Genomic DNA, 24,031 nt, shown 5'->3' on the forward strand with positions numbered 1-24,031 from the left:
ATGGCCCAAGGCGAAACCAACACCATCAGCGTCCCGGCCGGCCCGGGCCGCAGCGAGGCATGGCGATGAGTGAACCGTGGATCGACGCCCGCGGGCTCCACACCTACTACGGCCCCAGCCACATCCTGCACGGGGTGGACTTCCGCATCGGCCACGGTGAAACCATTGGCCTGATGGGCCGCAACGGCATGGGCAAGAGCACGCTGCTCAAAACCCTGGTGGGCCTGGTGAAACCGGCCAGCGGCACGGTGCGCGTCGCCGGCCGCGACATGACAGGGCGCCCGCCCTACGAGGTGGCCCGTCTGGGCATTGCCTACGTGCCCGAGGGCCGCGGCATCTTCGGCAACCTGAGCGTGCGCGAGAACCTGGTGATGGCCGCACGGCCCCGCCGGGCGCGCGATGCCGCTGGCGCCACAGCCCGCGGCGAAGACTGGACCTTTGACCGTGTGATGGAGACCTTTCCGCGGCTGAAAGAGCGCCTGGGGCATGGCGGCCAGCAGCTCAGCGGCGGCGAGCAGCAAATGCTGACCATTGGCCGCGCGCTGATGACCAACCCCGACGTGCTCATCCTCGACGAAGCCACCGAAGGCCTGGCACCGCTGATCGCCCGCGAGATCTGGCGCATCTGCAGCCTCATCAAGGAAAGCGGTATCAGCAGCGTGATCGTGGACAAGAACTGGAAGCACGTCACCCAGATCACCGACCGCAACGTCATCCTCGTCAAGGGCCAGGTGGTGTTTGAAGGCACATCCCAGGCGCTGCAGGACGAGCCGGGCCTGCTCGAACAGCACCTCGGCGTCTGACAGCGGAATGCGGGGTGCACCCGCACCGCGCCTGCGCCACCCACCGATAGAATCCACCGCTTTCGTCCCCGAGAGGTTGCCCTTGTCTGATCGTCTGGCAGTTTTGCCGCAATACCTGATGCCCAAGCAGGCGATGACCGTGCTGGCAGGCAAGCTGGCATCGGCCCGGCTGGGAGGCCTGACCACCGCCGCCATCCGCCGTTTTGTGGCGCGCTACAACGTCAACATGGACGAAGCGGCCAACCCCGACATTGGCGCGTACACCTCGTTCAACGATTTCTTCACCCGCGCCCTGAAACCCGGCGCACGCCCGCTGGAAGCAGCCGACCTGATCTGCCCGGTGGACGGCGCCATCAGCCAGTTCGGCCCCATTGCGCACGACCAGATCTTCCAGGCCAAGGGACATACCTACTCGACCACCGCGCTGGTCGGTGGCGACGCCGCGCTGGCCGCGCAGTTCGAGAACGGGCACTTTGCCACGCTCTACCTCAGCCCGCGCGACTACCACCGCATTCACATGCCCTGCGCCGGCACGCTCACGCGCATGGTGCATGTGCCGGGCGACCTGTTTTCCGTGAATCCGCTTACCGCGCGCGGCGTGCCCGGGCTGTTTGCCCGCAACGAGCGCGTGGTGTGTGCGTTTGACAGCGCCCATGGCCCGTTTGTGCTGGTGCTGGTAGGCGCCACCATCGTGGGTAGCATGGCCACGGTGTGGCACGGCCTGGTAAACCCGCCGCGCACCGGCCGGCAGCGGCAATGGGACTACGCGCCCGGCCAGGTCAGCCTGCAGCAGGGTGATGAAATGGGGCGCTTTCTGCTGGGCTCCACGGTGGTGATGCTGTTCCCACAAGGGCCGCTGCGCTTCAATCCGCATTGGGCACCTGCCCGGCCGATCCGGCTGGGCGAAGCCATGGCCATGCGTTGAGGACTGGTGACGCGCCGCAGCACAGCGCCGTCAGAGAAAAAACGCACGGGCGGGAGGGCCCGGCTGTACCCGCTTTCAGCCCGCCTCGGGAGCGCGCGTGAGCCGGAAGGCCGTGGGTGCGAGCTGCAGCGATTCAGGCATGACCGGTGCGTCGTGGCCTACCAGATAGACCGTCAGCGCGTAGCGCCGCACCACAACATGACTGATGGTTTCATCGCGCTGACCCCAGCGCACTGAGGCTCCCGCCTTGTAATGGGGCATGTAGTAGTGGGTGGCCGCTGTTTCCATGGGGATGAGCGGCTCCTTCCGCTGACTGTCACTGGTGAGTGCTTCACCGCCGGCCATTGCGGCCACAGGATGGATGTTAGCACCCGCACGTTGCGCATTACCGGTATGACGATGCCTTTTACACGTCCCGTGCAGTCTGTTGCCAGTACTGGCCGCCGCGCAGCCGGGCGAACGCCAGCGCCGCGGCCAGCATTTTCTGCAGATGCGGCTGCACCCGGCTGGCAACATCGGGCAGGTAGTCAAAAGGCAGGGCCTCCTGCATATAGCTGCACTGCGTCATCTCCAGCTGCACGGCGTGCACGCCCTGCCCTGGCTGGCCGTAGTGGCGGGTGATATGGCCGCCCTTGAACCTGCCGTTGAGCACGGCCGTATACCCCCGTGCAGACCCGGCAATAGCCAGCAGCTCCTGCGCCAGGGCCGGATCGCAGCTCTCTCCGTTGGCCGTGCCGAGGTTCAGGTCGGGCAGCTTGCCTTCAAAGAACCGCGGCAGCACCGAGCGGATCGAGTGCGCATCCCACAGCACGGCCACACCGTGTTTGGAGCGGATGCGGTCGAGCTCAGCGCGCAGTTGCGCGTGGTACGGCGCCCACACGGCGTCGCGCCGGGTAGCGATCTCGGCTTCATCCGGCACATCGCCTGCTGTGTAGATGGGGGTGTCGTCAAACGTATCGACGGGGCACAGGCCGGTGACGCTCTGGCCGGGGTAGAGGCTGGCGCCATCGGGCGGGCGGTTCAGGTCCACCACGTAGCGTGAATGCGTGGCCACCAGCATGGATGCGCCCATGTCCCTGGCAAAGGCGTACAGCCTTTCCATGTGCCAGTCGGTATCCGGCACCTGGCGGGCCTCGGGCGTGAACCGCGCAGCCAGTGCCGGGGGCACGTAGGTGCCAGCGTGGGGCATGGAGATGAGCAAGGGCTCGGTGCCCTGGTGGAACAGAAAGGGAGGCGGCGGAGTGTGGGTCATCTGCTGGGTGCTATCCGGAGAGGGGGCAATCAATCTTCTGCAATGGTGGCGGCGCGCGCCGCAACAAAGGCATTCGCCGCACCATCGTGCAGCACATGGCGGCCCTGGGCCACACGGCGTATTCCGCCCACCCACACGCTGCCGATGGCCGACGTGCGGTGGCTGGCAAACACATGGGCCGAGAGCATGCCGGGCGCGGGCAGGCCGCGCAGGGCCACGTGCTGCGCATCCAGCACTACCCAGTCAGCGGACTGGCCCACGGCAATGCCCGCCGCCCCGCCATCCTCGAGCCGCCCCGATGCTTGCGCCCCACCCTGCGCGGCCTGCAGCGTCATGGCGGTGGCCACTTCGGGCTGCGCGTGCGTGGCCAGCACATTGCGCTGGCGGCGCGACAGGCGCTGGCCGTATTCCAGCATCAGCAGCTCTTCGGCCGCGTTGACGCAGGCATGGCTGTCCGAGCCCACGCCCCAGCGCCCGCCGTGCTGCAGCCACAGCGGCATGTCGAAAATGCCGTCGCCCAGGTTGGCCTCGGTGGTGGGGCAGATGCCTGCCACCGCGCCAGTGGCGGCTGCGGCAGTGTATTCGGCAGGCGTCATGTGGGTGGCGTGCACCAGGCACCAGCGCGCATCTACCGGCGCGTGCTCCAGCAGCCATTGCACGGGGCGGTGGCCGCTCCAGGCGATGCAATCCTGAACCTCCTGCGTCTGCTCGGCAATATGGATGTGGATGGGGGCCCGCGAGTTCAGGGCAGACAGGCCCTGCAGGGCAGCAGCCAAGCTGTCGGGCGGTACGGCGCGCAGCGAGTGCGGGGCCATGCCCAGAATGGCCTGCTGCGCTTGACAGACCGGCGTAAGCCGCTCCAATAACGATAGCATCCCGTCCGTGCTGCGGATGAAGCGGGCCTGATCGGCACGCGGCGGCTTCGCACCAAAGCCGCTGGTCTGGTAAAGCACCGGCAGCAGCGTGATGTGGATGCCCGCCGTGTGCGCGGCACGCAGCAAGGCCAGCGACAGCGTGGCGTCGTCTGCGTAGGGGCGGCCATCGGTGTCGTGGTGCACGTAGTGGAACTCGCACACCGAGGTGTAGCCCGCCTCCAGCATCTCGAGGTAGAGCCAGGTCGCGATGGCCTCCAGCGCCTCGGGGGTGATGCGCTGGGCAAATCGGTACATCAGGTTGCGCCAGCTCCAGAAGCTGTCCTGCGCCTCGCCCCGGTATTCGGTGAGGCCCGCAAACGCGCGCTGGAAGGCATGCGAGTGCAGGTTGGGCATGCCCGGCAGCAACGGCCCTGCGGCGTGCGCCACGCCAGCCGGTGCCGCGGCACCGGGCACGACGCGGGTGATGCGCCCTGCCCCATCCCACTGCACCAGCACATTGCGCGCCCAGCCGGTGGGCAGCAGCGCATCGGCTGCGAAGAGGCCGCGGGTGCTGTCGGCAGCGGTCATTGCGTCATGCGCCATGGGTTGCTCCGGTAACGGCTACACCCAGCCCGTTCGCCACCAACCGCCCCTGCCGCACGATGGTGCAGGCAGGCTTTTGGCCCAGCCAGTACGCCAGCTCGGCCGCTTCAGCCATCGGCCACAGCACGAAGTTGGCAGGCCGGCCCGCAGCGATCAAGCCGTGCGATTCCTGCAGGCCCAGCGCGCGGGCAGCGTGGATGGTGATGCCCGCCAGCGCCTCGGGTACCGTCAGGCGGAAGAGCGTGCAGGCCATGTTGGCCATGAGCAGCAGGCTGAGCGCGGGCGACGTGCCCGGGTTGTGATCGGTAGACACGGCCATGGGCACGCCCGCAGCGCGCAGTGCGGCTATCGGCGGCAGCTGTGTGTCGCGCAGCGTGTAGTAGGCACCGGGCAGCAACACGGCCACGGTGCCAGCGGCCTGCATGGCAGCGATGCCGTCGGCCGACAGGTGCTCGATGTGATCGCACGACAGCGCGCCATAGCGTGCGGCCAGCGCGGCGCCGCCCATGTCCGACAGCTGCTCGGCATGCAGCTTGACGGGGATGCCCAGGCGTTGCGCCGCCTGGAACACCTGCTCGGTTTCGGCCAGCGTGAAAGCAATGCGTTCGCAGAACACGTCCACCGCATCCACCAGCCCCTCCGCGGCCAGTGCGGGCAGCATGGTATTGCAGACCAGATCGGTGTAGTCGCCGCTGCGGCCCGCATATTCGGGCGGCAGCGCGTGTGCGCCCAGAAATGTGGTGCGCACCGTCACGCCAAACGCCTCGCCCAGGCGGCGCGCCACGCGCAGCTGCTTGCGTTCGTGCTCCAGCGCCAGGCCGTAGCCGGACTTGATCTCGATGGCACACACACCTTCGTCCAGCAGCGCCTGGAGGCGCGGCGCAGCCAGCGCAAAAAGTTCCTCTTCCGTTGCGTCGCGCGTGGCGCGCACCGATGAGACGATGCCCCCACCCGCCTTGGCCACCTCTTCATACGTGGCACCTGCCAGGCGCATCGCAAACTCGTTGGCGCGCTGCCCGCCGTAGACCAGATGCGTGTGGCAGTCCACCAGCCCGGGCGTGGCCAGCGCGCCCGCCGCCTGCCAGCGCGGCAGCGCCTGCCACCGGGCTGGCACCGCTTCGCACGGCCCGACCCACAGCACCTGCCCCTGCTGCACCACGATGCTGGCGCTTGCGCCATCCGGCAACGGGACGTCGGGCATGCACAGGCCCGCTGCAGGCACGACGCCTTGCCAGACCCCGTCGGCGCTGGCCTGGACGAGGGTTGGCATGTGGGCGGCTTCCGCCTGGCCATGCGGCGAATTCGTGGGGGTGTGGGTCATGGGAACAACTATGTTTTTTATAGCAACAGGTGCAATCAAATCATGGACTACCGGCCATTTTTAGCCAAAAACGGCCTCCCTGACCGACACCCGGACCAGCGCCGGGCGCGCATCGGGCGTGAAGGGGCTGGCAGCCGGATGGGCATGACCCATGGCCACCAGCGGTTCCAGCGACCGCGCAGCCACCGGGCCGGGCCACCACAGGCCCTGCCCTGCCCCCAGCACATACGACCGCTCGCCACCCAGCACCGCCCACTGGCCTTGCAGCACCATGCACAACCCGGCGCCATCGGGGCCTGCCGCGCAGGCCTCGCGCAGCACCTGCACACCGCCATCGCAGCGTCCACGCCGCAGCATCAGATTGAAGTCGGTCGAGGGGCCACCCAGCATCGTGCAGTCGATGGGTACATCGCCTGCAAACGCAAACGGCTGCCACCGCTGGTGCAGCGAATGCGCAATGCTGCCTGGCATGTCGCCAGGCACCTGGGCGTCGCTGTCGTCCACCGGCTGGGCCAGGTGCACTCCGTCGCCATCGAGCAGCATGATGTGCCGGTCCACGCCCGCAAACACCGAAAACGGCCCCGCTGCCGCGATGCTGGCCACGCTCACGCGCCAGTCAAACCCACTGGTGTCTGCGCCAGGCGGCCAGCAGACCAGCTCGCGCGTACTGCCGCCGCCGTTCTTCCACGGCATGGCAGGCACGTTGCGCAGGTCAAACCACTGCACGTCATCGTCGGGAGCGGGCGTGCCGCGCAGTGCAGGCCAGCCTGCGGCTTGACGGCGTTGCCTTGCCTGGTCGGGCGCGCCGCGAAACGTGTTGGTTGTTGCCATGACCAAGGTCGCCTGGTGGGTGCAATGGGTGCCTGCGCGTGCGTGCGACCTGCTACTTGCCGGCCAGCATGGGCAGTTTCAGGCCCTGCTTGCGGGCCGTCTCCTGCGCAAGCTCGTAGCCAGCGTCGGCATGGCGCATCACGCCGCTGCCGCAGTCGTTCACCAGCACGTTCGCCAGCCGCGCCGCTGCGGCATCGGTGCCATCGGCCACGATCACCATGCCCGAGTGCTGCGAGTAGCCCATGCCCACGCCACCGCCGTGGTGCAGGCTGACCCAGGTAGCGCCACCGGCGGTGTTGAGCAGCGCATTGAGCAGCGGCCAGTCGCTCACGGCATCGGTGCCGTCCTTCATGGCTTCGGTTTCGCGGTTGGGGCTGGCCACGCTGCCGGTATCCAGGTGGTCGCGGCCGATGACGATGGGGGCCTTGAGTTCGCCGTTTTTCACCATCTCGTTGAAGGCCAGGCCGGCAATGTGCCGCTCGCCCAGGCCCAGCCAGCAGATGCGCGCGGGCAGGCCCTGGAAGGCAATGCGCTCGCCCGCCATGTCGAGCCAGCGGTGCACGTGCTTGTTCTCGGGGAACAGCTCCTTGATCTTGGCGTCGGTCTTGCGGATGTCTTCGGGGTCACCCGACAGGGCCACCCAGCGGAACGGGCCCTTGCCTTCGCAGAACAGCGGGCGGATGTACGCGGGCACAAAGCCCGGGAAGTCAAACGCGTCCTTCACGCCTTCGTCAAACGCCACCTGGCGGATGTTGTTGCCGTAGTCCACCACCGGGATACCCATGTGCTGGAAGTCGAGCATGGCCTGCACATGCGCGGCGCACGATCTGGCGGCGGCCTTTTTCAGCACCTCGTGCTGCGTCACATCCTGCTGCGCGGCGCGCCACTGCGCCACCGTCCAGCCTGCGGGCAGGTAGCCGTTGACCAAGTCGTGGGCCGAGGTCTGGTCGGTGACCAGGTCGGGCTTCAGGCCCCCTGCTTTCGCACGGCGCACCAGCTCGGGCAGCACTTCGGCAGCATTGCCCAGCAGCGCGATGGATACGGCCTCTTTGGCTGCCGTGTGCTGCTGGATGAGTTCAAACGCGTGGTCGATGTCGCGCGCCTGCTTGTCCACGTAGCGCGTGCGCAGGCGGAAGTCGATGCTGGCTTGCTGGCATTCGATATTGAGCGACACCGCACCGGCAAACGTGGCCGCGAGTGGCTGCGCGCCGCCCATGCCGCCCAGGCCTGCAGTCAAAATCCAGCGCCCTTCGAGCGAGCCGCCAAAGTGCTTGCGACCGGCCTCGGCAAAGGTCTCGTAGGTGCCTTGCACGATGCCTTGCGTGCCGATGTAGATCCAGCTTCCTGCTGTCATCTGGCCGTACATGAACAGGCCCTTTTGGTCCAGCTCGCTGAAGTGTTCCCAGTTGGCCCACTTGGGCACCAGGTTGCTGTTGGCCAGCAGCACGCGCGGCGCGTTGGTGTGGGTCTTGAACACGCCCACGGGCTTGCCCGACTGGATGAGCAGGGTTTCGTCGTCGTTCAGGTCCTTGAGCGATGCAAGGATCTGGTCAAAGCATTCCCAGTTGCGCGCGGCGCGGCCGATGCCACCGTACACCACCAGGTCCTGCGGACGCTCGGCCACCTCGGGGTCGAGGTTGTTCTGGATCATGCGGTAGGCCGCTTCGGTGAGCCAGCTCTTGCAGGTGAGCTGGTTGCCGCGGGGTGCGCGGATGACGCGCGTGGGGTCGTGGCGGGGGTCGGTGCGTGCGGAAGCTGTGGCGGCGGCAATGATGGCGTCGTTGGCGTTCATGGTGGGCTCCTGTGAATCAGTGGGTGTGCGTGGAAAAGATCAGGCGTAGCTGGGCAGGCACTGCGTGAGTGCTGCAGGCCAGGCAGCCTGCTGCGCCCATTCGCGCATAGCTTCAATGTCGGGGGCGAGGTAGCGGTCTTGCTCCAGGTAGGCCACGCGCTGGCGGATGGCAGCGAACTGCTCTTCGATGAGGGGGGACGATTCCAGCCAGCCGCCGGGCCGCCCCAAGGCTGGCTGCGCCCCCTCGGGGGGCAGCGAGGACACGCCAGTGCCGAGCGTGGGGGCGACAGGCCTTCGGTCGAAGTCCATGCCCTGGGCGGCGGCCATGGCCTCGATGCCGACCATCACGGCCGCGTTGCGCACCATGTCGCCAAGGCGGCGCGCGCCGTAGGTGGCCATCGACACATGGTCTTCCTGGTTGGCCGATGTGGGCAGGCTGGTCACGCTGCTGGGATTGGCCAGACACTGGTTCTCGGCCGCGAGCGCGGCGGCGGTCACCTGCGCAATCATGAAACCCGAGTTCACGCCGCTGTCGCGGATCAGGAAAGCCGGCAGGCCCGAGAGGCCGGGGTCGAGCAGCAGCGACAGACGCCGCTCGGAGATCGCCCCGATCTCTGCGACAGCCAGCGCAATGATGTCAGCCACAAAGGCCACGGGCTCGGCGTGGAAGTTGCCGCCGGAGATCACGTCGCCATTGTCAAAAACCAAAGGGTTGTCCGACGCAGCGTTCGCCTCAATGGTGAGCACGCGCGCGGCGTGGTGCAGGTTGTCGAGGCACGCGCCCATCACTTGCGGCACGCAGCGGATCGAATACGGGTCCTGCACGCGGCCGCAGTTCGGGTGCGAGGTGTCGATGGCGCTGCCATCGAGCAGCGCGCGCACGGCAGCCGCCACAGCAATCTGCCCGGCTTGGCCACGCGCCTCGTGGATGCGCGCGTCAAACGGCTTGACCGAGCCCTTGATCGCTTCGAGCGACAGGCAGCCCGCCACCAGTGCGGCGGCGAACACGTTTTCGGCCCCAAACAGCCCCGCCAGCGCCAGCGAGGTGGACACCTGCGTGCCATTGAGCAGCGCCAGCCCTTCCTTGGGGCCCAGCACGAAGGGTTGCAGGCCGATGGACCGCATGGCTTCTGCGCCCGACACCACGGCGCCGTTCACCTTGGCGTAGCCCTCCCCGATCAGCACGCAGGCCAGGTGCGCCAGCGGCGCCAGGTCGCCCGATGCACCCACCGATCCCTTGGCCGGGATCACGGGCAGCACGCTGGCGTTGGCCATGGCCAGCAGCGCATCCACGATCTCGGGGCGGATGCCCGAGTGGCCGCGTGCCAGGCTGATAGCTTTGGTCGCCAGGATGAGGCGCACCACGTCGTCTGCCAGCGCATCGCCGGTGCCCACGCTGTGCGACAGCACCAGGTTGCGTTGCAACTCGGCTAGGCGCTCATGCGCAATCTTGGTGCTGGCCAGCTTGCCAAAACCGGTGTTGATGCCGTAGACCACCGAGTCTTCATCGACGATGCGCTGCACGGTGGCCAGCGACTGCAGCATGCCTGCGCGCGCCGATGGGTCCAGCACCAGCGGCACAGGCGCGGCATAGATACGCCGCAGTTCTGCCAGCGTGACGTGGCCGGGGTGCAAGGTGAGTGAAGACATGGATTTGGGTGTCATGGGACTGTCCTGTATATACAAGTAGGCGCAAGCAAAAAAAGGTGTTCAGGCCGTCTCGCGCATCACGCGACGGGGTTTCCATCTGCCCGGAAGCGGCTGCCCAGGCGGTAGCGGGTGGCAGGGTGCAGGCAGCGCACCACGGTGATGGGCACGCCGCGTGCCCAGGTGCGGCGCGTGAGCAAAAGGCAGGGCTCCTGCACTGGCATTTCCAGCAGCGCAGCCTGCTCTGCCGTGGGCATGACGGCATCCACCACATGCTCGATCTGGTCGAACGGCACGTTGCGCACCAGGTATTCGGACGGCTGCAGTTGCGTGAAGTCCTGCGCGGCGAACTCAGGCACCTGGCGCGGGTTCACGTAACGATCTTCCAGTTGCACGGGCAGGCCATCCTCGCGGTGGATGCACAGCGAGTGGAACACCGACTCGCCGGTGCGCAGGTCCAGCGCGGCAGCTACTTCCAGCGTGGCAGAAGTGCGCTCAACCGCCAACACATCGCAACGGTAGTCATGCCCGCGCTGGCGGATTTCGCTGGCCAGGTTGGCGATCTGCAGCAGCGTGGACTGTGGCTTGTCTTCGGCCACAAAGCTGCCCACACCGGCCACGCGCACGATGCGGCCCTGCTCCACCAGCTCGCGCAGCGCGCGATTCACCGTCATGCGCGAGATGCCGAACTGGGTGACCAGCTCGTTCTCGGATGGCAGGCGGTCGCCCGCACGCCAGATGCCTTCCTGGATCTTGCGGGCGATATGGTCCTTGACCTGCTCGTACAGCGCCATGGCCTGCGCGGGCGCCGCCGCGGCGGCCAAGGCCTTGGCAGGCGTGGCGCTACGGGGCTGGGCGGCGGTGGGCTTACGGGCGGTGCGTGCGCTCATGGTGGCGGGCAGTGTGGGCTTCAATGCAGGTCGGCTGCCATGGACTCGGCGCGGATCTCTTCTGTGAGGCGCGCTTTCAGGTCCATGAACTCGGGGCTGGTCTTGATGGTGTAGTGGCGCGGGTGCGGCAGGTCTACGGCCAGCTCGGTCTTGATGCGACCGGGCCGGGCGCTGAACACCGCCACGCGGTTGGCCATGAAGATGGCTTCGTCGATGTCGTGCGTGACGAAGAGCACCGTCTTGCGCTCGGCCTCCCAGATGCCCAGCAGCAGCTCCTGCATGAGCACGCGGGTCTGGTTGTCGAGCGCGCCGAAGGGCTCGTCCATCAGCAGGATCTTGGGGTCGTTGGCCAGCGCGCGCGCAATGGCAGTGCGCTGCTGCATGCCGCCAGAAAGCTGCTTTGGAAAGTGCTGCTCGAAGCCGCGCAGGCCCACCTTCGCGATGAAATACGCCGCGCGCTCTTTCTGCTGAGCCTCGGGCATGCCCCGCTCGCGCAGGCCGAAACGGATGTTCTGCTCGATGGTGAGCCAGGGAAACAGCGTGTAGCTCTGGAACACCATGCCGCGGTCTGCACCAGGGCCTTCGACCGGAACGCCGTCGAGCAGAACGCGGCCGCTGGTGGCGTGGTCCAGCCCCGCCACGATGCGCAGCAGGGTGGACTTGCCGCAGCCCGAGGGGCCGAGGATGGTGACGAAGTCGTTGTCGCGCACTTCAAAATCGACCGGCAGCAAGGCCTGTGTGCGCTGGCCCTTTCGGCCCTCGAAAACGCGTGATACGGCTTGGATGGAGACTCGGTTCATGGGGCTGCTCATCGCACAAAACTCCAGGCAAACAGGCGGTGGTTGAGTGCCTTGAACGCAAAGTCGGACACCAGCCCGATGAGGCCGATGACGATGATGCCGAAGATGATCTGGCCGGTGTTGAGCAGCGACTGGCTGTCCGTGATCATGTGGCCGATTCCGCTCGAAGACCCGATCAGCTCGGCCACGATCACGTACGTCCAGGCCCAGCCCAGCACGAGGCGCAGGGTCTCGGCAATGTCAGGCGCCGCGCCGGGGATGAGCACGCGGGTGACGATGCCCTGGTGGCCCGCGCCCAGCGTGTAGGCCGCCTCCACCAGGTCGCGCCGTGCGCTGCCCACCGTGACGGCCACCATCAGCGTGATCTGAAAAACCGAGCCGATGAAGATGACAAGGATCTTCTGCGCCTCGCCAATGCCTGCCCACAAGATCAGCAGCGGGATGAAGGCCGAGGCTGGTAGGTAGCGGCAAAACGAAATGAAGGGCTCGAAGAACGCCTCGATGCCTTTATAGGCGCCCATCGCGATGCCCAGTGGGACGGCGATGACCGCGGCCAGGATGAAGCCGCCCACCACGCGCCACACCGTCATGCCGATGTCCTTGATGAAGCCGTATTCGGTGAACAGCAGCCAGCCCTCTTTGACCATGGTCACGGGGCTGGCCAGAAACGTGGGCGACACGAAGCCACCCAGCGTGAAGAACGCCCACACTGCCACGAACACGACGAAAAATCCCAGACCGAGCATCCAGCGGGCGCGGCTGCTCACGGGCTCCAGGGGAGCCATGGAGCGCCGGCGCACGGGCGCTTTCAGATCGGCGGCAGGCAGGGGTTGTACGGCAGACATGGCGCGTTCTTCCGGTAGGCGGTTTACTTGATGAAGCTGGCGTCGAACGTGACGTTCAGGTCGTCAGGCGCCTTGCGGATGACGCCGGCCTCCAGCAGGATGGCCGTAGCGTCTTTCATGAACGCCTGCAGCTCGCCGGCAAAGAACTTCTGGTTGGCGGCCTTGTCCTGCCAGCGCAGGAAGGACGACGACTTGGCAAACTGCTCGCCCGTCTGCTTGACGGCCGCACCCATGATTTCATTCGACTTGGCAGGGTCAGCCTTGATCATCTCCAGCGCCTGGAAGTACGAGTTGGTGAGCGCCTGCGCGGCCTTCGGGTTGGCCTTGAGCCACGCCGGGTCGCAGCCCACGGTGTCCATCACCATGGGGTAGTCGAGCGTGGTGGCCAGGATCTTGCCGGCTGCAGGGTTGTCGCGCACGGTGGACAGGTAGGGTTCGTACGTCATGGCGGCGTCGTTTTGCCCGGCCACAAAGGCCTGCGCAGCGGCCTGGGGGGACAGCGTGGTGGTCTTCACGTCCTTGAGGCTCATGCCGTTCTTGCTGAGCATCCAGGCCAGGCCGAAAAACGGCGCGGTGCCCGGGGCATCGACGCCAATGGTTTTGCCCTTGAGGTCCGCAAAGCTGTTGATGTTGCCGCGCACCGCCATGCCGTCAGCGCCATAGGACTTGTCCATCTGGAAGATCTGCACGATGGGTACGCCGTTGGCGTTCCATGCCACATGGGTCTCGACGGTGGTGGCGGCGCACTGGATGGACTTGGAGGCCAGGGCCAGATGGCGGTCCTTCTGCGGAATCATCTTGATGTCCACATCGAGGCCGTTCTTCTTGAAGATGCCAGCCTTGTCCGCCAGCGTGAGGGGCGCAAAGCCCGTCCAGCCGGACATGCCCAGCACGATCTTCACTTCTTGCGCCTGCGCCGGAGCGGCCAGGCCCACCACGCACGCCACCGCCGCTGTCAGCGACGCCAATTTCGCAACCGATCGAGTCATCATCTGCTCCTGTTTTGAAAAAATTGCCTGCCCACCCAAACCAGGTACGCCCAGGCGCCCTGGCCGCAATGATGACATCCTGGGTGTACCTGTCTATACAGGGTAAACACCGTAAGAGCATCTTTAACAGGTGCAGAGGCTCAGCAAGAAAGAGGCCAGATTGAAGGCGGAACGGCTTGGGGAAACGCCTCGCTTATTTTGCTATTTTATTGATAGCTGTATAGGCAATTGAATCAAGCGCTAGCGGCACTTTTGGCACAAAACTGCGGCTACACGACCCCGCCGGGAGTCCCCGCGGCGATGTGATCGCACGCCACCGTGGTGCAGGGCGCGCACCGCCAGCGTGCCGCAGTGAGGCTGGCGCCGCCTGGGCCTCGGACGCTGAGCAAGCTCAGCCTGCAGTGGGGTTGCTTTTGAACAGCTTCCCCCCTGCTTCCGGCTCCAAGGTAGCCCCCCCGCCAGAGCGCCCCAATCGTGGGCGATTCCAAAATCAGGAAAGCACAGGAAACCGCGCTGTCACTTGCAAGCCGGGCCGCACATTGACAATTTCGAGCGAACCCCCATGCGCCTGTGCGACCAGGCGGCACAGGTACAGCCCCAGCCCCACACCCCCCGTAGTGCGTTGCCGGGCTGTATCGGGGCGGTAGAACGCTTGGGCCAGATGGGGAAGATGGTCTTCTGGCACGCCCGTCCCGTAGTCGCGCACTTGCACCCAGAGAGCGCTGTCCACCATCCGCAGGCGCAACTCGGGCGCTGGCGCACCCGGCTCGCTGTGGCGCAGGCTGTTATCAAGCAGGTTGCGCAGCAACAGCCGCAGCCTTGACTTGTCCAAGTCGAGCGCAGGCAAAGCGTCGGCCTTGAGTACGATGCCGGCGGCACCGGGGTAGCGGGCTCTTAGGTCGTCAATCACCTCCCGCGCGAGTGCGGGGACATCGGTGGGCTCGCGGTGCAGCGCTGCATGGCGGCCGGCAAGGCGCTCGCTTTCGAGCAGATCGTTGATCAGGCCCGACATCTCAGCCAGGTCCCGCGTCAGCGCCTGCCGCTGGCCCTGCACCTCGGCCGTTTCGGGCAGCAGTTCGACATTGAGCCGCGCGCGTGTGAGCGGGCTGCGCAGCTCGTGGCTCATGGCCAGCAGCAACGCGCGCTTGGCCTCCAGCATCTGGTGGATGTCGTCGCCCATTGTGTTGATAGTGATGGCAAGGTGGCCCAGTTCGTCAGGCCTGTGGGCGTGCCGCACGTTGATCGACTGCCCGAAGTTACCCTCGCCAAAGCGCTGCGCGCCACGGCGGATGTCGTCGAGCGGGCGCAGCAGATGGCGCACATACACGTACGCCAGCGCCGTCAGCAGCAGCAGCACGGTGAGGGTGCCCCATGCGATGCGCGGGCGCTTGTCCCACGACAGCGCGTTGAGCCCGAACTCGATGCTGTGGCCGTCGGCCGTCATGCGCTGCAGCAGCCGCTGGCCTTGGTCGTCGCCAGCACGGGCCAGCCAGTGGTCTTCTTCGCGCAGCTTGGCGCCTCCCCAGTCGTGACGGGGCTGGTCGGGGTGTGACTGCCAGCGGATTACCGGGCCATCGATCCACAGCGTGACCGGCAGGCGTTCGGCGATGGCCTGCGCGCGCTCGATGCTGGGCGGGCTGCCGATCTCGGTGGTCAGGCGGTCCACATAGTCCATCAACAGAGGCCGTGCGCCCTCGCGCCAGCCTACCGACACGGCTTTTTGCACTCCGCCCATGAAGGTGACGGCCACCGTTACGGCCAGCGCCATGAACACAAGCACCAGCCGGATGCGCAGCGAATAGCCCACGGCGTTGCGCGCGCGGCGGTGCCACGGGCAGTCGCGCTCGTCGTCGGGCGTCAGGCACAGCCTGGCCGCGGCTCGGCGCATCATGGCGCCGCCCGGCGCAGCGCCAGCGAGTAGCCCGCATTGCGCATGGTCTTGATGCAGTCGAGCGGCTCCAGCTTCTTGCGCAGGCGGCTCACCACAATGTCGACCGCACGCGTATACAGCTCGGCTTCGTGGCCGCGCAACTGGTTGAGGATGTCGTCACGGCTGAACACCTTGCCAGGCTCGCGTGCCAGCAAGTGCAGCAGATCAAATTCGGTGCTGGTCAGCTCGACCGCATCGCCGTGCCGCTGCACGCTGCGCCGGGCTGCGTCGATGCTCAGCCCCTCAAACTCCAGTGCCTGCAGTGCCCCGGCTCCGCCCTGCCCTGATGCACGCTGGCGGCGCAGCACCGTCTGCAGCCGCGCAACCAGTTCGCGCGGCTCGAACGGCTTGGGCAGGTAGTCGTCGGCTCCCAGCTCCAGCCCCACCACCCGGTCCATGACCTCACCGCGGGCCGTGAGCATCACGATGGGCAGGTCGCCCTGCTTGCGAATGGTGCGGCACAGCTCGAAGCCATCCATCTCGGGCAGCATCACATCCAGGATGGCCGCATCAAAGCCTTCGGCAGCCAGCCGGGCCAGGCCGTCGCTCGGCCGCAGCGCGTGCACAAGCTCCAGTTCAAAGCGCTTGAAGTAAACGGTCAGGGGCGGCCCGAGCTGGGCGTCGTCATCAATCAGGAGAATGCGGTGCATGGCCAATTTTTACACTGGTGCCTGTGCGAAAGAGCGAGCCTCGCACCGGGACTGCCCCCGGCTTGCGGGCCACCTGGCCAGAAGACCTGCCGGCTCGACGCTACCCGCAGCCACAGGGGCTGCGGTGGCAGACAGAGCCCGCACGCCGCCTGACTCGGCGTCGTCGTGAGAAGAAGCCCAGGCAGAGGCTGACGACAGTGCGCGGTGCTTCCGGATAAGCTCCCGTACGCGACGCTGCGAGACCGTCTGCATCGCATCAAACGCGTCGGCAGCAGCCAGCATGACACTCGCAGCGCGCACCGATGCCTGGGGCCGGCGCGCGATCAACCCAAGGGCATGCTCCCGGTCAAAGCGCGGCCCCCACACCAGGCACATCAGCTCATCGTGCAGCTCGGGGAGGTCTGCCAGCAGGTCGGCAGCCACGTGTCTCACCTGACGGGCAAGCTGGTGTACGGGTTGGTGTGTAGGCGACATGGCGGCCTTGATCCAGGTGGCGTCACCCACGATCAAACCACTGGCCATGGCCTTGAAGGCGTTCGCGCACCTTTTGCTGCTGTGCCGGCTGCAGGCTGTCATAGAAGTCGCCCATGGCCTGAATGACTTCGGGTCCAGTCGTCTGCACCGCCCGGGTTTTCTCGTCGAGCAGCGACTGGGCCTTGACACGGTCAAATCGCTCAGATGCGAGCAGGCCGGCGAGTTCGGCACGCGTTCCCGCACCAGATCCCGTCAGCTGCACGCGTTGTGCATCGAGCTTGTCGGCCAGCACATTGAGCTTGGCCTTTTGCTCGTCGTTCAGATCGAACTTGCTGCTGATGCGCAGCACGGCCTTGCCCTTGAGTTCCGCCATCCGCTCAGCCGAATGCGCCGTGCGCGTGTGGCTGGTTGAGCAGGCCGTGAGACCACCCGCTAGAACGATGGCGCCCAAGGCACCTGCAGCGACTTTGTTGATCCAGGGTTTCATGTCATGTCCTTTCTGGACGATGTTGAACATGACCCTGATGGTGAGCTACGCCCCCTGAAGTGGGGTCTCCGGACCGTTTCGCTTTATTTCGCTTTGTTTCTCACGCGGGATATCGACACGCATTGAGTGCCCTCGCCGCTGTAGAGGGACGACAAAGCGGCCAAGTTGCTTCGACGAGCTGATTGCTCAGCCCATCGCCTGCGGCTGACGCACTCCCAAATCTACAAACTGAAAATCCGTGTCGCTCCAGTCCGCGTCCCCTTTGTACGGGGGCACCTGGTCAGCAAGTTGCCGTTGATTGTGAGTCAGGTCCATCTCACCCATCTGGTACGGCAGAGCCGCACCGTCATCGAAGTGGTGCCTCCGGGAATCGAAAGAAAACATGATTGCCTCGCTTCAGCCCAAAGGGCCTCAATCCATTGAGGCACCGCACGGGTTCGCTATCCGTGGGCCTCCAACACACCTGCGTGTAGGAATGGACGCACGCGCTCATCGGCTGATTCCAACGAAGGCGTGCTGGATTGCAATCGACCAGCACAAGTATTTCGCCGATCAGGCTGCCCGTGCCCACTGGCGTGGCGCAACTCCCAGCGCATCACCTTCCCCCGCGAGAAGGCCGATGCAATCCAGCGCTGTAGGGGGATCACAGGGCTCCGCGCATACGCGCACGGCAATGTCCTGTGCCGCTGGCGAAAAGTACAGCCAGAGGTTGTCTTTCTGCTTGTCGTAACAGGAAAACAGGGCGCGTCCTGACCCCGGAGGACACATCAGGAACTTGGACATGAACATCTGCTGGATGCGCAGCGTAGGCTCGAAAGCCTGATCGTCGTTGCCCAGCGCCAGCTTGTACCAACTGCTCATAGGAAGCCTTTCTACCGGCAATGCCAGTCATGCAGAGAGGCCATCCTATGAGGTCGTTCGCACCCGCCCGATGCCCGGGCTGCGCATCGGAGCGTAGGACAACGACGCCGCGCTTCGGTATAGGGAGCACGCTCGCGATCCTTTGCACCAATCAGCGCCGTGTGCATCTGCGGCTCCGGGCGGTCTGCTGCGCAAGCAGATACCTGCAATAGCTTCGGTTATTGCTGCGTTTTGCACCTTGCAGCCCACCGCGATTCGCTGCGCTCACTTACCGCTTGATTCCTGCAAAGGGTCCCTAGCTAACTCTTTATGCAAACCGCTCGCCGGCCGGTCCAGTGACGCCGCCGAAACGCACGCCTCTGTGCTCAATCAGACCCCAACGGCTCCAGCACGCGCAGCCCATGAAAAGGCTGTGACTTCGGAAGTAAAGGCGCACGCAGAGTCGCACATCCCAAACCGGTGATGCACAGCACGCGGGCCGTCTGGTCAGGCGAGTTCATCGGCGCAAACTGAACCTCGACCATCCCTGCCGCGCTGAGCACACGCAGTTTGTCGATGTTGTCTTCATCGCATTCGAGGAACGGAAGGGCATCCCTTTCAAGGGAGCGCAGGTACTCCATAGGCATTGCGGTTACCTCCGGACTAGGTGGCGCGATTGTCCGGCGGACCGCCCCGGCGCTCAAGCAGTGATACCAATGGGTACATAACAATGGTGGACCTGAAACGCGCACCATCGGTTTTTGTAGGACTGATATGACAAACAAAAGGGAGCGAATCGCACCGAAAGCCAAAATTCGCCGCCCTAGCATGCGTTCTCATCTGAGAGATACCCATGCCTATCCTCGTACTGTTCTTCGGAATTCAGTTCATTGCAGTCGCCATCGCCGCGCTTATTGCGGGCGTTTGACGCTTTCCTCTTGGCAGGCAATACGTTTGTGCCTTGTTCAAGCACCAGATAAATGGATCCCCTACTGCTGCTTCCTTGGCTGAAAAGGGAGCCACGGCGGCCAAGTGGCATGACTACGCCGCGATGCAGAAATGCCTGTACCGCTTTACGAGCACCTTGAGCGCATTAGAAGCGGCCCACCAAGTAAAAAGAGCGCCATTCTTTCGAATAGGCGCTCTTTCTTTAGAGTGGTGGGCTGGCGTCTACTGAATGAATCATCAGAAGCCACACCAAACCTCACTTCTGAGGTTTTTCCCTTCAACCTGTTCCCCCGTTTGTTCCCCCGGATTGGCGTGATTTTTTAAATCAGTGACTTGGGCGGCAGACTTCAGAAGTTACAGCAGGACCTGGGAGATTGAACTCACATCACCAACTCAGGGGCACCCAGCGACACGCTAAGTACACCCTCCAACTCCATTTTGTAGCTGGTTTGCAGCTTCATGCACAAGGTGTCTATGAGCTCTTTGGCTCGCATTCGATTCGCTCGTCATCAAGCGCTTGAATTCTGTAACGACCATGTGACAAGCAACCATTAGTCGCATATGACGTGCAAACCGTGCCAGGCTGAGTGAAAGGCATCGCTTTGCGGGCAACAGGTGAATCGTGTCGTGCTGGGGGCTCGAGGAATGCGACGGCCATACGACCGACGCCGACGACCACTCTCGCGGTCATATGGGACGTAGACTGTCGTTCGGCAGCGCTCTGGGTAATAGTGCAAGCCAGTTGCACCTTTTAGCCTTGAAGTGAACCCGCACCGCTCAATGCTCTGAGCCCTCATACCGATGCCGGATGCCCCCAATCCGGTTTCACCCCTACACCATACCTGTCTCGTTTTGCTTCTGCGTACGCGCTTTATGTAGCGTTAGCGCTATGCAAGAAGCTTATAGAATTCATTCTATCAACAAAGGAGAGTTGCGTGATCAGGCTCCGATTGCCCGAGTTACTCGCTGACGCGTCCTTCCGCCGCGGGCGGCGGGTCGAGATACTTGAGGTGGCGCAGGCCACGGGCATCCACCGTACAACGCTCTCGAAGATGGTCAACGTCCGTGGCTACAACGCCACGCTCTCAAATATTGATGCTCTGTGCAAGTTTTTCGACTGCGGAGTTGGTGACATCGCGACATACGTGCCTGACCAAGACGTGTCATCGGAGCTCACCCCTGAGCGCCTTCTCGGGAACAACTGATGTTTTGCAACGATGCAGCCCTTGACTAAGCGTTGGCGACTCGATTCCGGAAACATGCTTCGCCAGGATTGCCATTCGCTCATTCCGCATCCATCAGTTACTAGATTTTCAGCAACGTGAACAAGCAACAACTCGCATCCAAAATCTGGGAATCCGCCAACCAGATGCGCTCGAAGATCGAGGCTAACGAATACAAGGACTACATCCTTGGCTTCATCTTCTATAAGTACCTCTCCGACAAGCTCGTGGCCTTTGCCGAGGCAGAGGAGTTCTCTGCCGAAGACTTCAGTGCGTTGACCGAGGACGATGCGGAAACCGTCGACCACTTCAAGTCCAACCTGGGCTACTTCATCGCCCACAAGCACCTGTTCTCGACCTGGCTGGATCAAACCAGCGACTTCGATGTCGCAGATGTGCGCGATGCCCTGTCGGCCTTCAGCCGCCTGATCCACCCGAACCACAAGCGCCTGTTCGAAGGCATCTTCAAGACGCTGGAAACGGGCCTGAGCAAGCTGGGCGACACCGCTGCGAAGCAGACCAAGGCGATCAGCGAGCTTCTCCAGCTGATCAAAGACATCCCCATGGATGGCAAGCAGGGCTATGACGTGCTCGGCTTCATCTATGAGTACCTGATTGGCATGTTTGCGGCCAATGCGGGCAAGAAGGCAGGAGAGTTCTACACCCCGCACGAGGTGTCCGTGCTGATGTCCGAAGTCATTGCGCACCACCTGAAGGACCGCAAGACCATCCAGATCTACGACTCCACCAGCGGCTCGGGCTCGCTGCTGCTCAACATCGGCCAGGCCATCGCCAAGCACATGGGCGACAAAGACAGCATCAAGTACTACGCCCAAGAGCTGAAGGAGAACACCTACAACCTCACGCGCATGAACCTGGTCATGCGCGGCATCCTGCCGGGCAACATCGTCACCCGCAATGCCGATACGCTGGAAGACGACTGGCCGTACTTCGACGAGCAAGACCCAGTCAACAGCTACAACCCGCTGTACCTGGATGCGGTGGTGTCCAACCCACCCTACTCACAGAAATGGGACCCGCTGCACAAAGAGGCTGACCCGCGCTACGCCCGCTTCGGTGTGGCCCCCAAGTCCAAGGCCGACTACGCCTTCCTGTTGCACGACCTTTACCACCTGAAGCCCAACGGCATCATGGCCATCGTGCTTCCGCACGGCGTGCTGTTCCGGGGCGGTGAGGAAGGCGTCATCCGCAAGCAGTTGATCGAGAACGACCACCTCGAAACCGTCATCGGCCTGCCGTCCAACATCTTTTTCGGCACCGGCATCCCCACCGTCATCCTCGTGCTCAGGCAGAAGCGCGAGGGCAGCGACGTGCTGTTCGTGGACGCCTCCAAGGGTTTCGCCAAAGAGGGCAAGAACAACAAGCTCCGCGCCTGCGACATCAAAAAGATCACCGACGTGGTGACCGCTCGCGCCACCGTGCCCGGCTTCAGCCGACTGGTGCCCAAGACCGAACTTCAAGGCGAGTCCAACGACTACAACCTCAACATTCCGCGGTACGTCGATTCGTCCGAGCCGCCCGAGAGCTGGGACTTGTACGCCTCGATGTTCGGTGGCATTCCGCTGAGCGAGCTGGATGCACTGGGCGACTACTGGAAGGCCTTCCCCAACCTACGCGCGGCCCTGTTCGCCTTGGACGGCACGCCTTACGCCCAGCCGAAGGTCGATGACCTGGCTGCAGCCGTGCGGCAGCACCCGGAAGTGAAGGAGTTCAACCAAGCCTTTAGCCGTGCATTCGACGGCTTCAAGCCCTGGCTGCACGGCGAGCTCATCGGCAAGATGCTCACGCTGCAGGTTCCTCGCCAGGAGGCGCTGATCTGCGACGAGCTGTTTGCTCGCTTGGCCAAAGTCGGCACGGTGCCTCTCATCGACAAGTACCAAGCCTATCAGGTTCTCGACGACCACTGGCAGCCTATCGCTGTGGATCTGGAAACCCTGCAGACCGAGGGCTTCGCCGCCACGCGAGTGGTCGACCCGAACTTCGTGGTCAAGAAGAAGGACGGTAAGGACGTTGAAGTACAGGACGGCTGGAAAGGCCGCATCCTGCCCTTCGACCTCGTGCAGTTGGCCCACCACAAGAAGGAGCTGGACGCCCTTAGCAAGAAAGAGGCCGAACTGGCTAAGGTGGTCGCTCAGCTGGAGGAACTGCTCGATAGCTTCAGCCCCGAAGACAAGGCCAAGGACACCTTCAACGAAGCCGGTGACAAGTTCGTCGCAGCCGCCGTGGCCAAGGAAGCCAAGGAGTCAGCTGCTGATGCAGCGGCTTCGGGCCCTGAGTCTTACGAAGCCAAGATCATCAAGGCAGCCCAACTGCTTGCCCAAGAGAAGTCACTGAAGGCGGCCATCAAGAAGGACGCCGCTGCGCTTCACCTGAAGACCAAGGCCACCATTGAGGCGCTGAGCGACGAGCAGGCGTACGCCTTGCTCGAAAGCAAGTGGCTCTCACCGCTGGTGGACGAGTTGCATGGCTTGCCCGGATTGGTGACAGCCCGCCTCATCGCCAAGCTGCAAGCCTTGGTTGAGAAGTACAGGATCACCTATGCCGACAACGCGCGGGAGATCCGGCATGCCGAGGAAGCATTGGTGGGAATGCTCGGAGAACTGGATGGCGGCGAATTCGACCTCAAGGCCATTGAGGAGCTGAAGACCTTGCTGGCAGGGAACTGACATGGCGGACCAGACCACTGGCAAGGTGCCACGCATCCGGTTCAAGGCCTACAGCGAACCGTGGGCAGAAGAAAAGTTTGGCGACGTCCTCGCCGAGAAGCGTCGCCCTATCGTGCTTGAAGACGACCAGCGCTACGAGCTCATCACGGTCAAGCGGCGCAACGAAGGCGTCGTTTCTCGTGGCCACCTGCTGGGGCGCGACATATTGGTCAAGAACTACGCCCAACTCAAGACGGGTGACTTTGTCATTTCCAAGCGTCAGGTGGTCCATGGGGCGACTGGCATCGTGCCGCCGGCCTTGGACGGCGCTATCGTATCGAACGAGTATCTGACCGCCGTCGACAGCGAGAAGCTACTCACAGAGTTCCTCACTATCTTGGCGGGCATGCCGGCGATGCGCAAGAAGTTCTTTCTGAGCTCGTATGGCGTGGATATCGAAAAGCTTTTTTTCGATACCGACGACTGGAAGAAGCGGAGTGTGATGCTCCCTGATGTTCAGGAGCAGAGTCATATCGCCCAAGTCTTTCGAAATCTCGATCAGCTGACTTCCCTTCATCAACGCAAGTATGAGAAGCTGCTTTCGCTGAAGCTGGCGATGATTCAGAAGATGTTTCCGAAGCCTGGAGCCAATGCTCCGGAAGCTCGTTTCGGCGGCTTCTCAGGAACTTGGTCAAGCGAGGAAATGAAGAGCCTCGGCACCTTCGCGAAAGGGTCCGGGTTTTCCAAAGGTGACCTTAAGGCGTCAGGCACCCCCATCGTGCTTTACGGCAGGCTCTATACAGACTATCAAACTGCCATCACCCAGGTGGACACGTTTGTCGATGATCGGAAGGGAGCGGTCAAAAGCAAGGGTAACGAGGTGGTAGTACCAGCTTCAGGCGAAACCTCTGAGGATATCGCCAGGGCTTCCGCGCTTCTTCGAAGCGGAGTCATCATCGGTGGTGATCTGAACATAATCAACCCTTGCGATAGGTTGGATCCGTATTTCTTGGCTTTGGCTCTCTCGAATGGACAGCCCAAGTACGACTTGGCCAGGAGAGCTCAAGGGAAGACTGTGGTGCATGTCAGGGCAGCGGACATTTCATCGGTTTCCATATGCTTTCCGGAGTTGCGCGAGCAAAGGCGGATCGCCGACTTCTTCCGTTCTGTTGATGAGCTCATTCTTCGGCATTCCCACCAGATCAAGAAGCTACAGCAGGTGCAGTGGGCCTGCCAGAAAAGCATGTTTGCCTGAGGCGGC

The 24,031-nt window shown here is 63.9% G+C and carries 22 protein-coding genes; 5 read left to right on the forward strand and 17 right to left on the reverse strand.

The window, feature by feature from the left end; translation table 11 throughout:
- Positions 1–65: 65 nt before the first annotated feature.
- On the forward strand, positions 66–803 hold the full coding sequence (locus tag ACTPOI_RS21470) for an ABC transporter ATP-binding protein (RefSeq protein ID WP_440112538.1): 738 nt from the start codon (positions 66–68) through the stop codon (positions 801–803).
- 82 nt (positions 804–885) lie between these two features.
- On the forward strand, positions 886–1,728 hold the full coding sequence (asd, locus tag ACTPOI_RS21475; RefSeq protein ID WP_440112540.1) for an archaetidylserine decarboxylase: 843 nt from the start codon (positions 886–888) through the stop codon (positions 1,726–1,728).
- 75 nt (positions 1,729–1,803) lie between these two features.
- Here the strand turns inward: asd and ACTPOI_RS21480 are convergent, their stop codons facing one another.
- The 17 genes from ACTPOI_RS21480 to ACTPOI_RS21560 all read right to left on the reverse strand — a co-directional run bounded on the left by ACTPOI_RS21480 (position 1,804) and on the right by ACTPOI_RS21560 (position 18,580).
- Positions 1,804–2,016 (reverse strand): hypothetical protein, encoded by a 213-nt coding sequence (locus ACTPOI_RS21480; RefSeq protein ID WP_440112542.1) that lies wholly within the window; start codon positions 2,014–2,016, stop codon positions 1,804–1,806.
- Positions 2,017–2,134: 118 nt separating this feature from the next.
- Positions 2,135–2,980: an N-formylglutamate deformylase gene (hutG, locus tag ACTPOI_RS21485; RefSeq protein ID WP_440112544.1), complete on the reverse strand. Its 846-nt coding sequence runs from the start codon at positions 2,978–2,980 to the stop codon at positions 2,135–2,137.
- A 29-nt stretch (positions 2,981–3,009) separates the two neighbouring features.
- On the reverse strand, positions 3,010–4,422 hold the full coding sequence (locus ACTPOI_RS21490) for a formimidoylglutamate deiminase (protein ID WP_440112725.1): 1,413 nt from the start codon (positions 4,420–4,422) through the stop codon (positions 3,010–3,012).
- Positions 4,423–4,426: 4 nt separating this feature from the next.
- Positions 4,427–5,707 carry an imidazolonepropionase gene (hutI, locus tag ACTPOI_RS21495; protein ID WP_440112727.1) on the reverse strand — a complete coding sequence of 427 codons (1,281 nt, stop codon included), beginning with the start codon at positions 5,705–5,707 and terminating at the stop codon, positions 4,427–4,429.
- Between the two features lie 111 nt (positions 5,708–5,818).
- Positions 5,819–6,484, reverse strand: coding sequence for a HutD/Ves family protein (locus tag ACTPOI_RS21500; RefSeq protein ID WP_440112729.1), 666 nt, complete (start codon positions 6,482–6,484; stop codon positions 5,819–5,821).
- Between the two features lie 157 nt (positions 6,485–6,641).
- A complete protein-coding gene (hutU, locus tag ACTPOI_RS21505) occupies positions 6,642–8,381 on the reverse strand; it encodes a urocanate hydratase (RefSeq protein WP_440112546.1) in 1,740 nt (579 codons plus the stop codon).
- Positions 8,382–8,420: 39 nt separating this feature from the next.
- Entirely contained in the window at positions 8,421–10,046 is a 1,626-nt protein-coding gene (gene hutH, locus ACTPOI_RS21510) for a histidine ammonia-lyase (RefSeq protein ID WP_440112548.1), read from the reverse strand.
- Positions 10,047–10,108: 62 nt separating this feature from the next.
- A complete protein-coding gene (hutC, locus tag ACTPOI_RS21515; RefSeq protein ID WP_440112550.1) occupies positions 10,109–10,918 on the reverse strand; it encodes a histidine utilization repressor in 810 nt (269 codons plus the stop codon).
- A gap of 20 nt (positions 10,919–10,938) precedes the next feature.
- A complete protein-coding gene (locus ACTPOI_RS21520) occupies positions 10,939–11,718 on the reverse strand; it encodes an ABC transporter ATP-binding protein (protein WP_440112552.1) in 780 nt (259 codons plus the stop codon).
- A gap of 8 nt (positions 11,719–11,726) precedes the next feature.
- Positions 11,727–12,563, reverse strand: a complete 837-nt coding sequence (locus ACTPOI_RS21525) for an ABC transporter permease (protein ID WP_440112554.1) — start codon at positions 12,561–12,563, stop codon at positions 11,727–11,729.
- A 23-nt stretch (positions 12,564–12,586) separates the two neighbouring features.
- Positions 12,587–13,552, reverse strand: coding sequence for an ABC transporter substrate-binding protein (locus ACTPOI_RS21530; RefSeq protein ID WP_440112556.1), 966 nt, complete (start codon positions 13,550–13,552; stop codon positions 12,587–12,589).
- A 490-nt stretch (positions 13,553–14,042) separates the two neighbouring features.
- Positions 14,043–15,440, reverse strand: a complete 1,398-nt coding sequence (locus ACTPOI_RS21535) for a sensor histidine kinase (RefSeq protein ID WP_440112731.1) — start codon at positions 15,438–15,440, stop codon at positions 14,043–14,045.
- Positions 15,440–16,132, reverse strand: a complete 693-nt coding sequence (locus ACTPOI_RS21540) for a response regulator transcription factor (RefSeq protein WP_440112558.1) — start codon at positions 16,130–16,132, stop codon at positions 15,440–15,442. The genes ACTPOI_RS21535 and ACTPOI_RS21540 overlap by 1 nt, the downstream gene beginning before the upstream one ends.
- 496 nt (positions 16,133–16,628) lie before the next feature.
- Positions 16,629–17,093, reverse strand: coding sequence for a Spy/CpxP family protein refolding chaperone (locus tag ACTPOI_RS21545; RefSeq protein WP_440112560.1), 465 nt, complete (start codon positions 17,091–17,093; stop codon positions 16,629–16,631).
- Between the two features lie 186 nt (positions 17,094–17,279).
- Complete coding sequence (locus ACTPOI_RS21550) at positions 17,280–17,477, reverse strand: hypothetical protein (RefSeq protein ID WP_440112562.1); 198 nt, start codon at positions 17,475–17,477, stop codon at positions 17,280–17,282.
- Positions 17,478–17,645: 168 nt separating this feature from the next.
- A complete protein-coding gene (locus ACTPOI_RS21555) occupies positions 17,646–17,954 on the reverse strand; it encodes a hypothetical protein (protein ID WP_440112564.1) in 309 nt (102 codons plus the stop codon).
- Positions 17,955–18,319: 365 nt separating this feature from the next.
- A complete protein-coding gene (locus ACTPOI_RS21560) occupies positions 18,320–18,580 on the reverse strand; it encodes a hypothetical protein (protein ID WP_440112566.1) in 261 nt (86 codons plus the stop codon).
- A 1,236-nt stretch (positions 18,581–19,816) separates the two neighbouring features.
- On the opposite strand from ACTPOI_RS21560, the gene ACTPOI_RS21565 reads away from it, so the two are divergent.
- The 3 genes from ACTPOI_RS21565 (at position 19,817) to ACTPOI_RS21575 (ending at position 24,025) form a co-directional block, all read left to right on the forward strand.
- Complete coding sequence (locus ACTPOI_RS21565) at positions 19,817–20,086, forward strand: helix-turn-helix domain-containing protein (protein ID WP_440112568.1); 270 nt, start codon at positions 19,817–19,819, stop codon at positions 20,084–20,086.
- Between the two features lie 116 nt (positions 20,087–20,202).
- On the forward strand, positions 20,203–22,791 hold the full coding sequence (locus ACTPOI_RS21570; RefSeq protein ID WP_440112570.1) for a type I restriction-modification system subunit M: 2,589 nt from the start codon (positions 20,203–20,205) through the stop codon (positions 22,789–22,791).
- 1 nt (position 22,792) lies between these two features.
- Positions 22,793–24,025, forward strand: coding sequence for a restriction endonuclease subunit S (locus ACTPOI_RS21575; protein ID WP_440112572.1), 1,233 nt, complete (start codon positions 22,793–22,795; stop codon positions 24,023–24,025).
- The last annotated feature ends 6 nt before the right edge of the window (positions 24,026–24,031 follow it).

The sequence above is a fragment of the Acidovorax sp. BL-A-41-H1 genome, from assembly GCF_051942715.1.

Bases quoted from the DNA above. Each gene is read 5' to 3' on its own strand.
- ACTPOI_RS21520 (WP_440112552.1), bottom strand. From the start codon at position 11,718: ATGAACCGAGTCTCCATCCAAGCCGTATCACGCGTTTTCGAGGGCCGA.
- hutC (WP_440112550.1), bottom strand. From the start codon at position 10,918: ATGAGCGCACGCACCGCCCGTAAGCCCACCGCCGCCCAGCCCCGTAGC.
- ACTPOI_RS21535 (WP_440112731.1), bottom strand. From the start codon at position 15,440: ATGCGCCGAGCCGCGGCCAGGCTGTGCCTGACGCCCGACGACGAGCGC.
- hutI (WP_440112727.1), bottom strand. From the start codon at position 5,707: ATGCCAACCCTCGTCCAGGCCAGCGCCGACGGGGTCTGGCAAGGCGTC.
- ACTPOI_RS21530 (WP_440112556.1), bottom strand. From the start codon at position 13,552: ATGACTCGATCGGTTGCGAAATTGGCGTCGCTGACAGCGGCGGTGGCG.
- ACTPOI_RS21540 (WP_440112558.1), bottom strand. From the start codon at position 16,132: ATGCACCGCATTCTCCTGATTGATGACGACGCCCAGCTCGGGCCGCCC.
- ACTPOI_RS21470 (WP_440112538.1), top strand. From the start codon at position 66: ATGAGTGAACCGTGGATCGACGCCCGCGGGCTCCACACCTACTACGGC.
- ACTPOI_RS21555 (WP_440112564.1), bottom strand. From the start codon at position 17,954: ATGAGCAGTTGGTACAAGCTGGCGCTGGGCAACGACGATCAGGCTTTC.
- ACTPOI_RS21490 (WP_440112725.1), bottom strand. From the start codon at position 4,422: ATGACCGCTGCCGACAGCACCCGCGGCCTCTTCGCAGCCGATGCGCTG.
- ACTPOI_RS21525 (WP_440112554.1), bottom strand. From the start codon at position 12,563: ATGTCTGCCGTACAACCCCTGCCTGCCGCCGATCTGAAAGCGCCCGTG.
- hutU (WP_440112546.1), bottom strand. From the start codon at position 8,381: ATGAACGCCAACGACGCCATCATTGCCGCCGCCACAGCTTCCGCACGC.
- ACTPOI_RS21575 (WP_440112572.1), top strand. From the start codon at position 22,793: ATGGCGGACCAGACCACTGGCAAGGTGCCACGCATCCGGTTCAAGGCC.
- hutG (WP_440112544.1), bottom strand. From the start codon at position 2,980: ATGACCCACACTCCGCCGCCTCCCTTTCTGTTCCACCAGGGCACCGAG.
- ACTPOI_RS21550 (WP_440112562.1), bottom strand. From the start codon at position 17,477: ATGTTTTCTTTCGATTCCCGGAGGCACCACTTCGATGACGGTGCGGCT.
- ACTPOI_RS21545 (WP_440112560.1), bottom strand. From the start codon at position 17,093: ATGAAACCCTGGATCAACAAAGTCGCTGCAGGTGCCTTGGGCGCCATC.
- hutH (WP_440112548.1), bottom strand. From the start codon at position 10,046: ATGACACCCAAATCCATGTCTTCACTCACCTTGCACCCCGGCCACGTC.
- ACTPOI_RS21560 (WP_440112566.1), bottom strand. From the start codon at position 18,580: ATGCCTATGGAGTACCTGCGCTCCCTTGAAAGGGATGCCCTTCCGTTC.
- ACTPOI_RS21480 (WP_440112542.1), bottom strand. From the start codon at position 2,016: ATGGAAACAGCGGCCACCCACTACTACATGCCCCATTACAAGGCGGGA.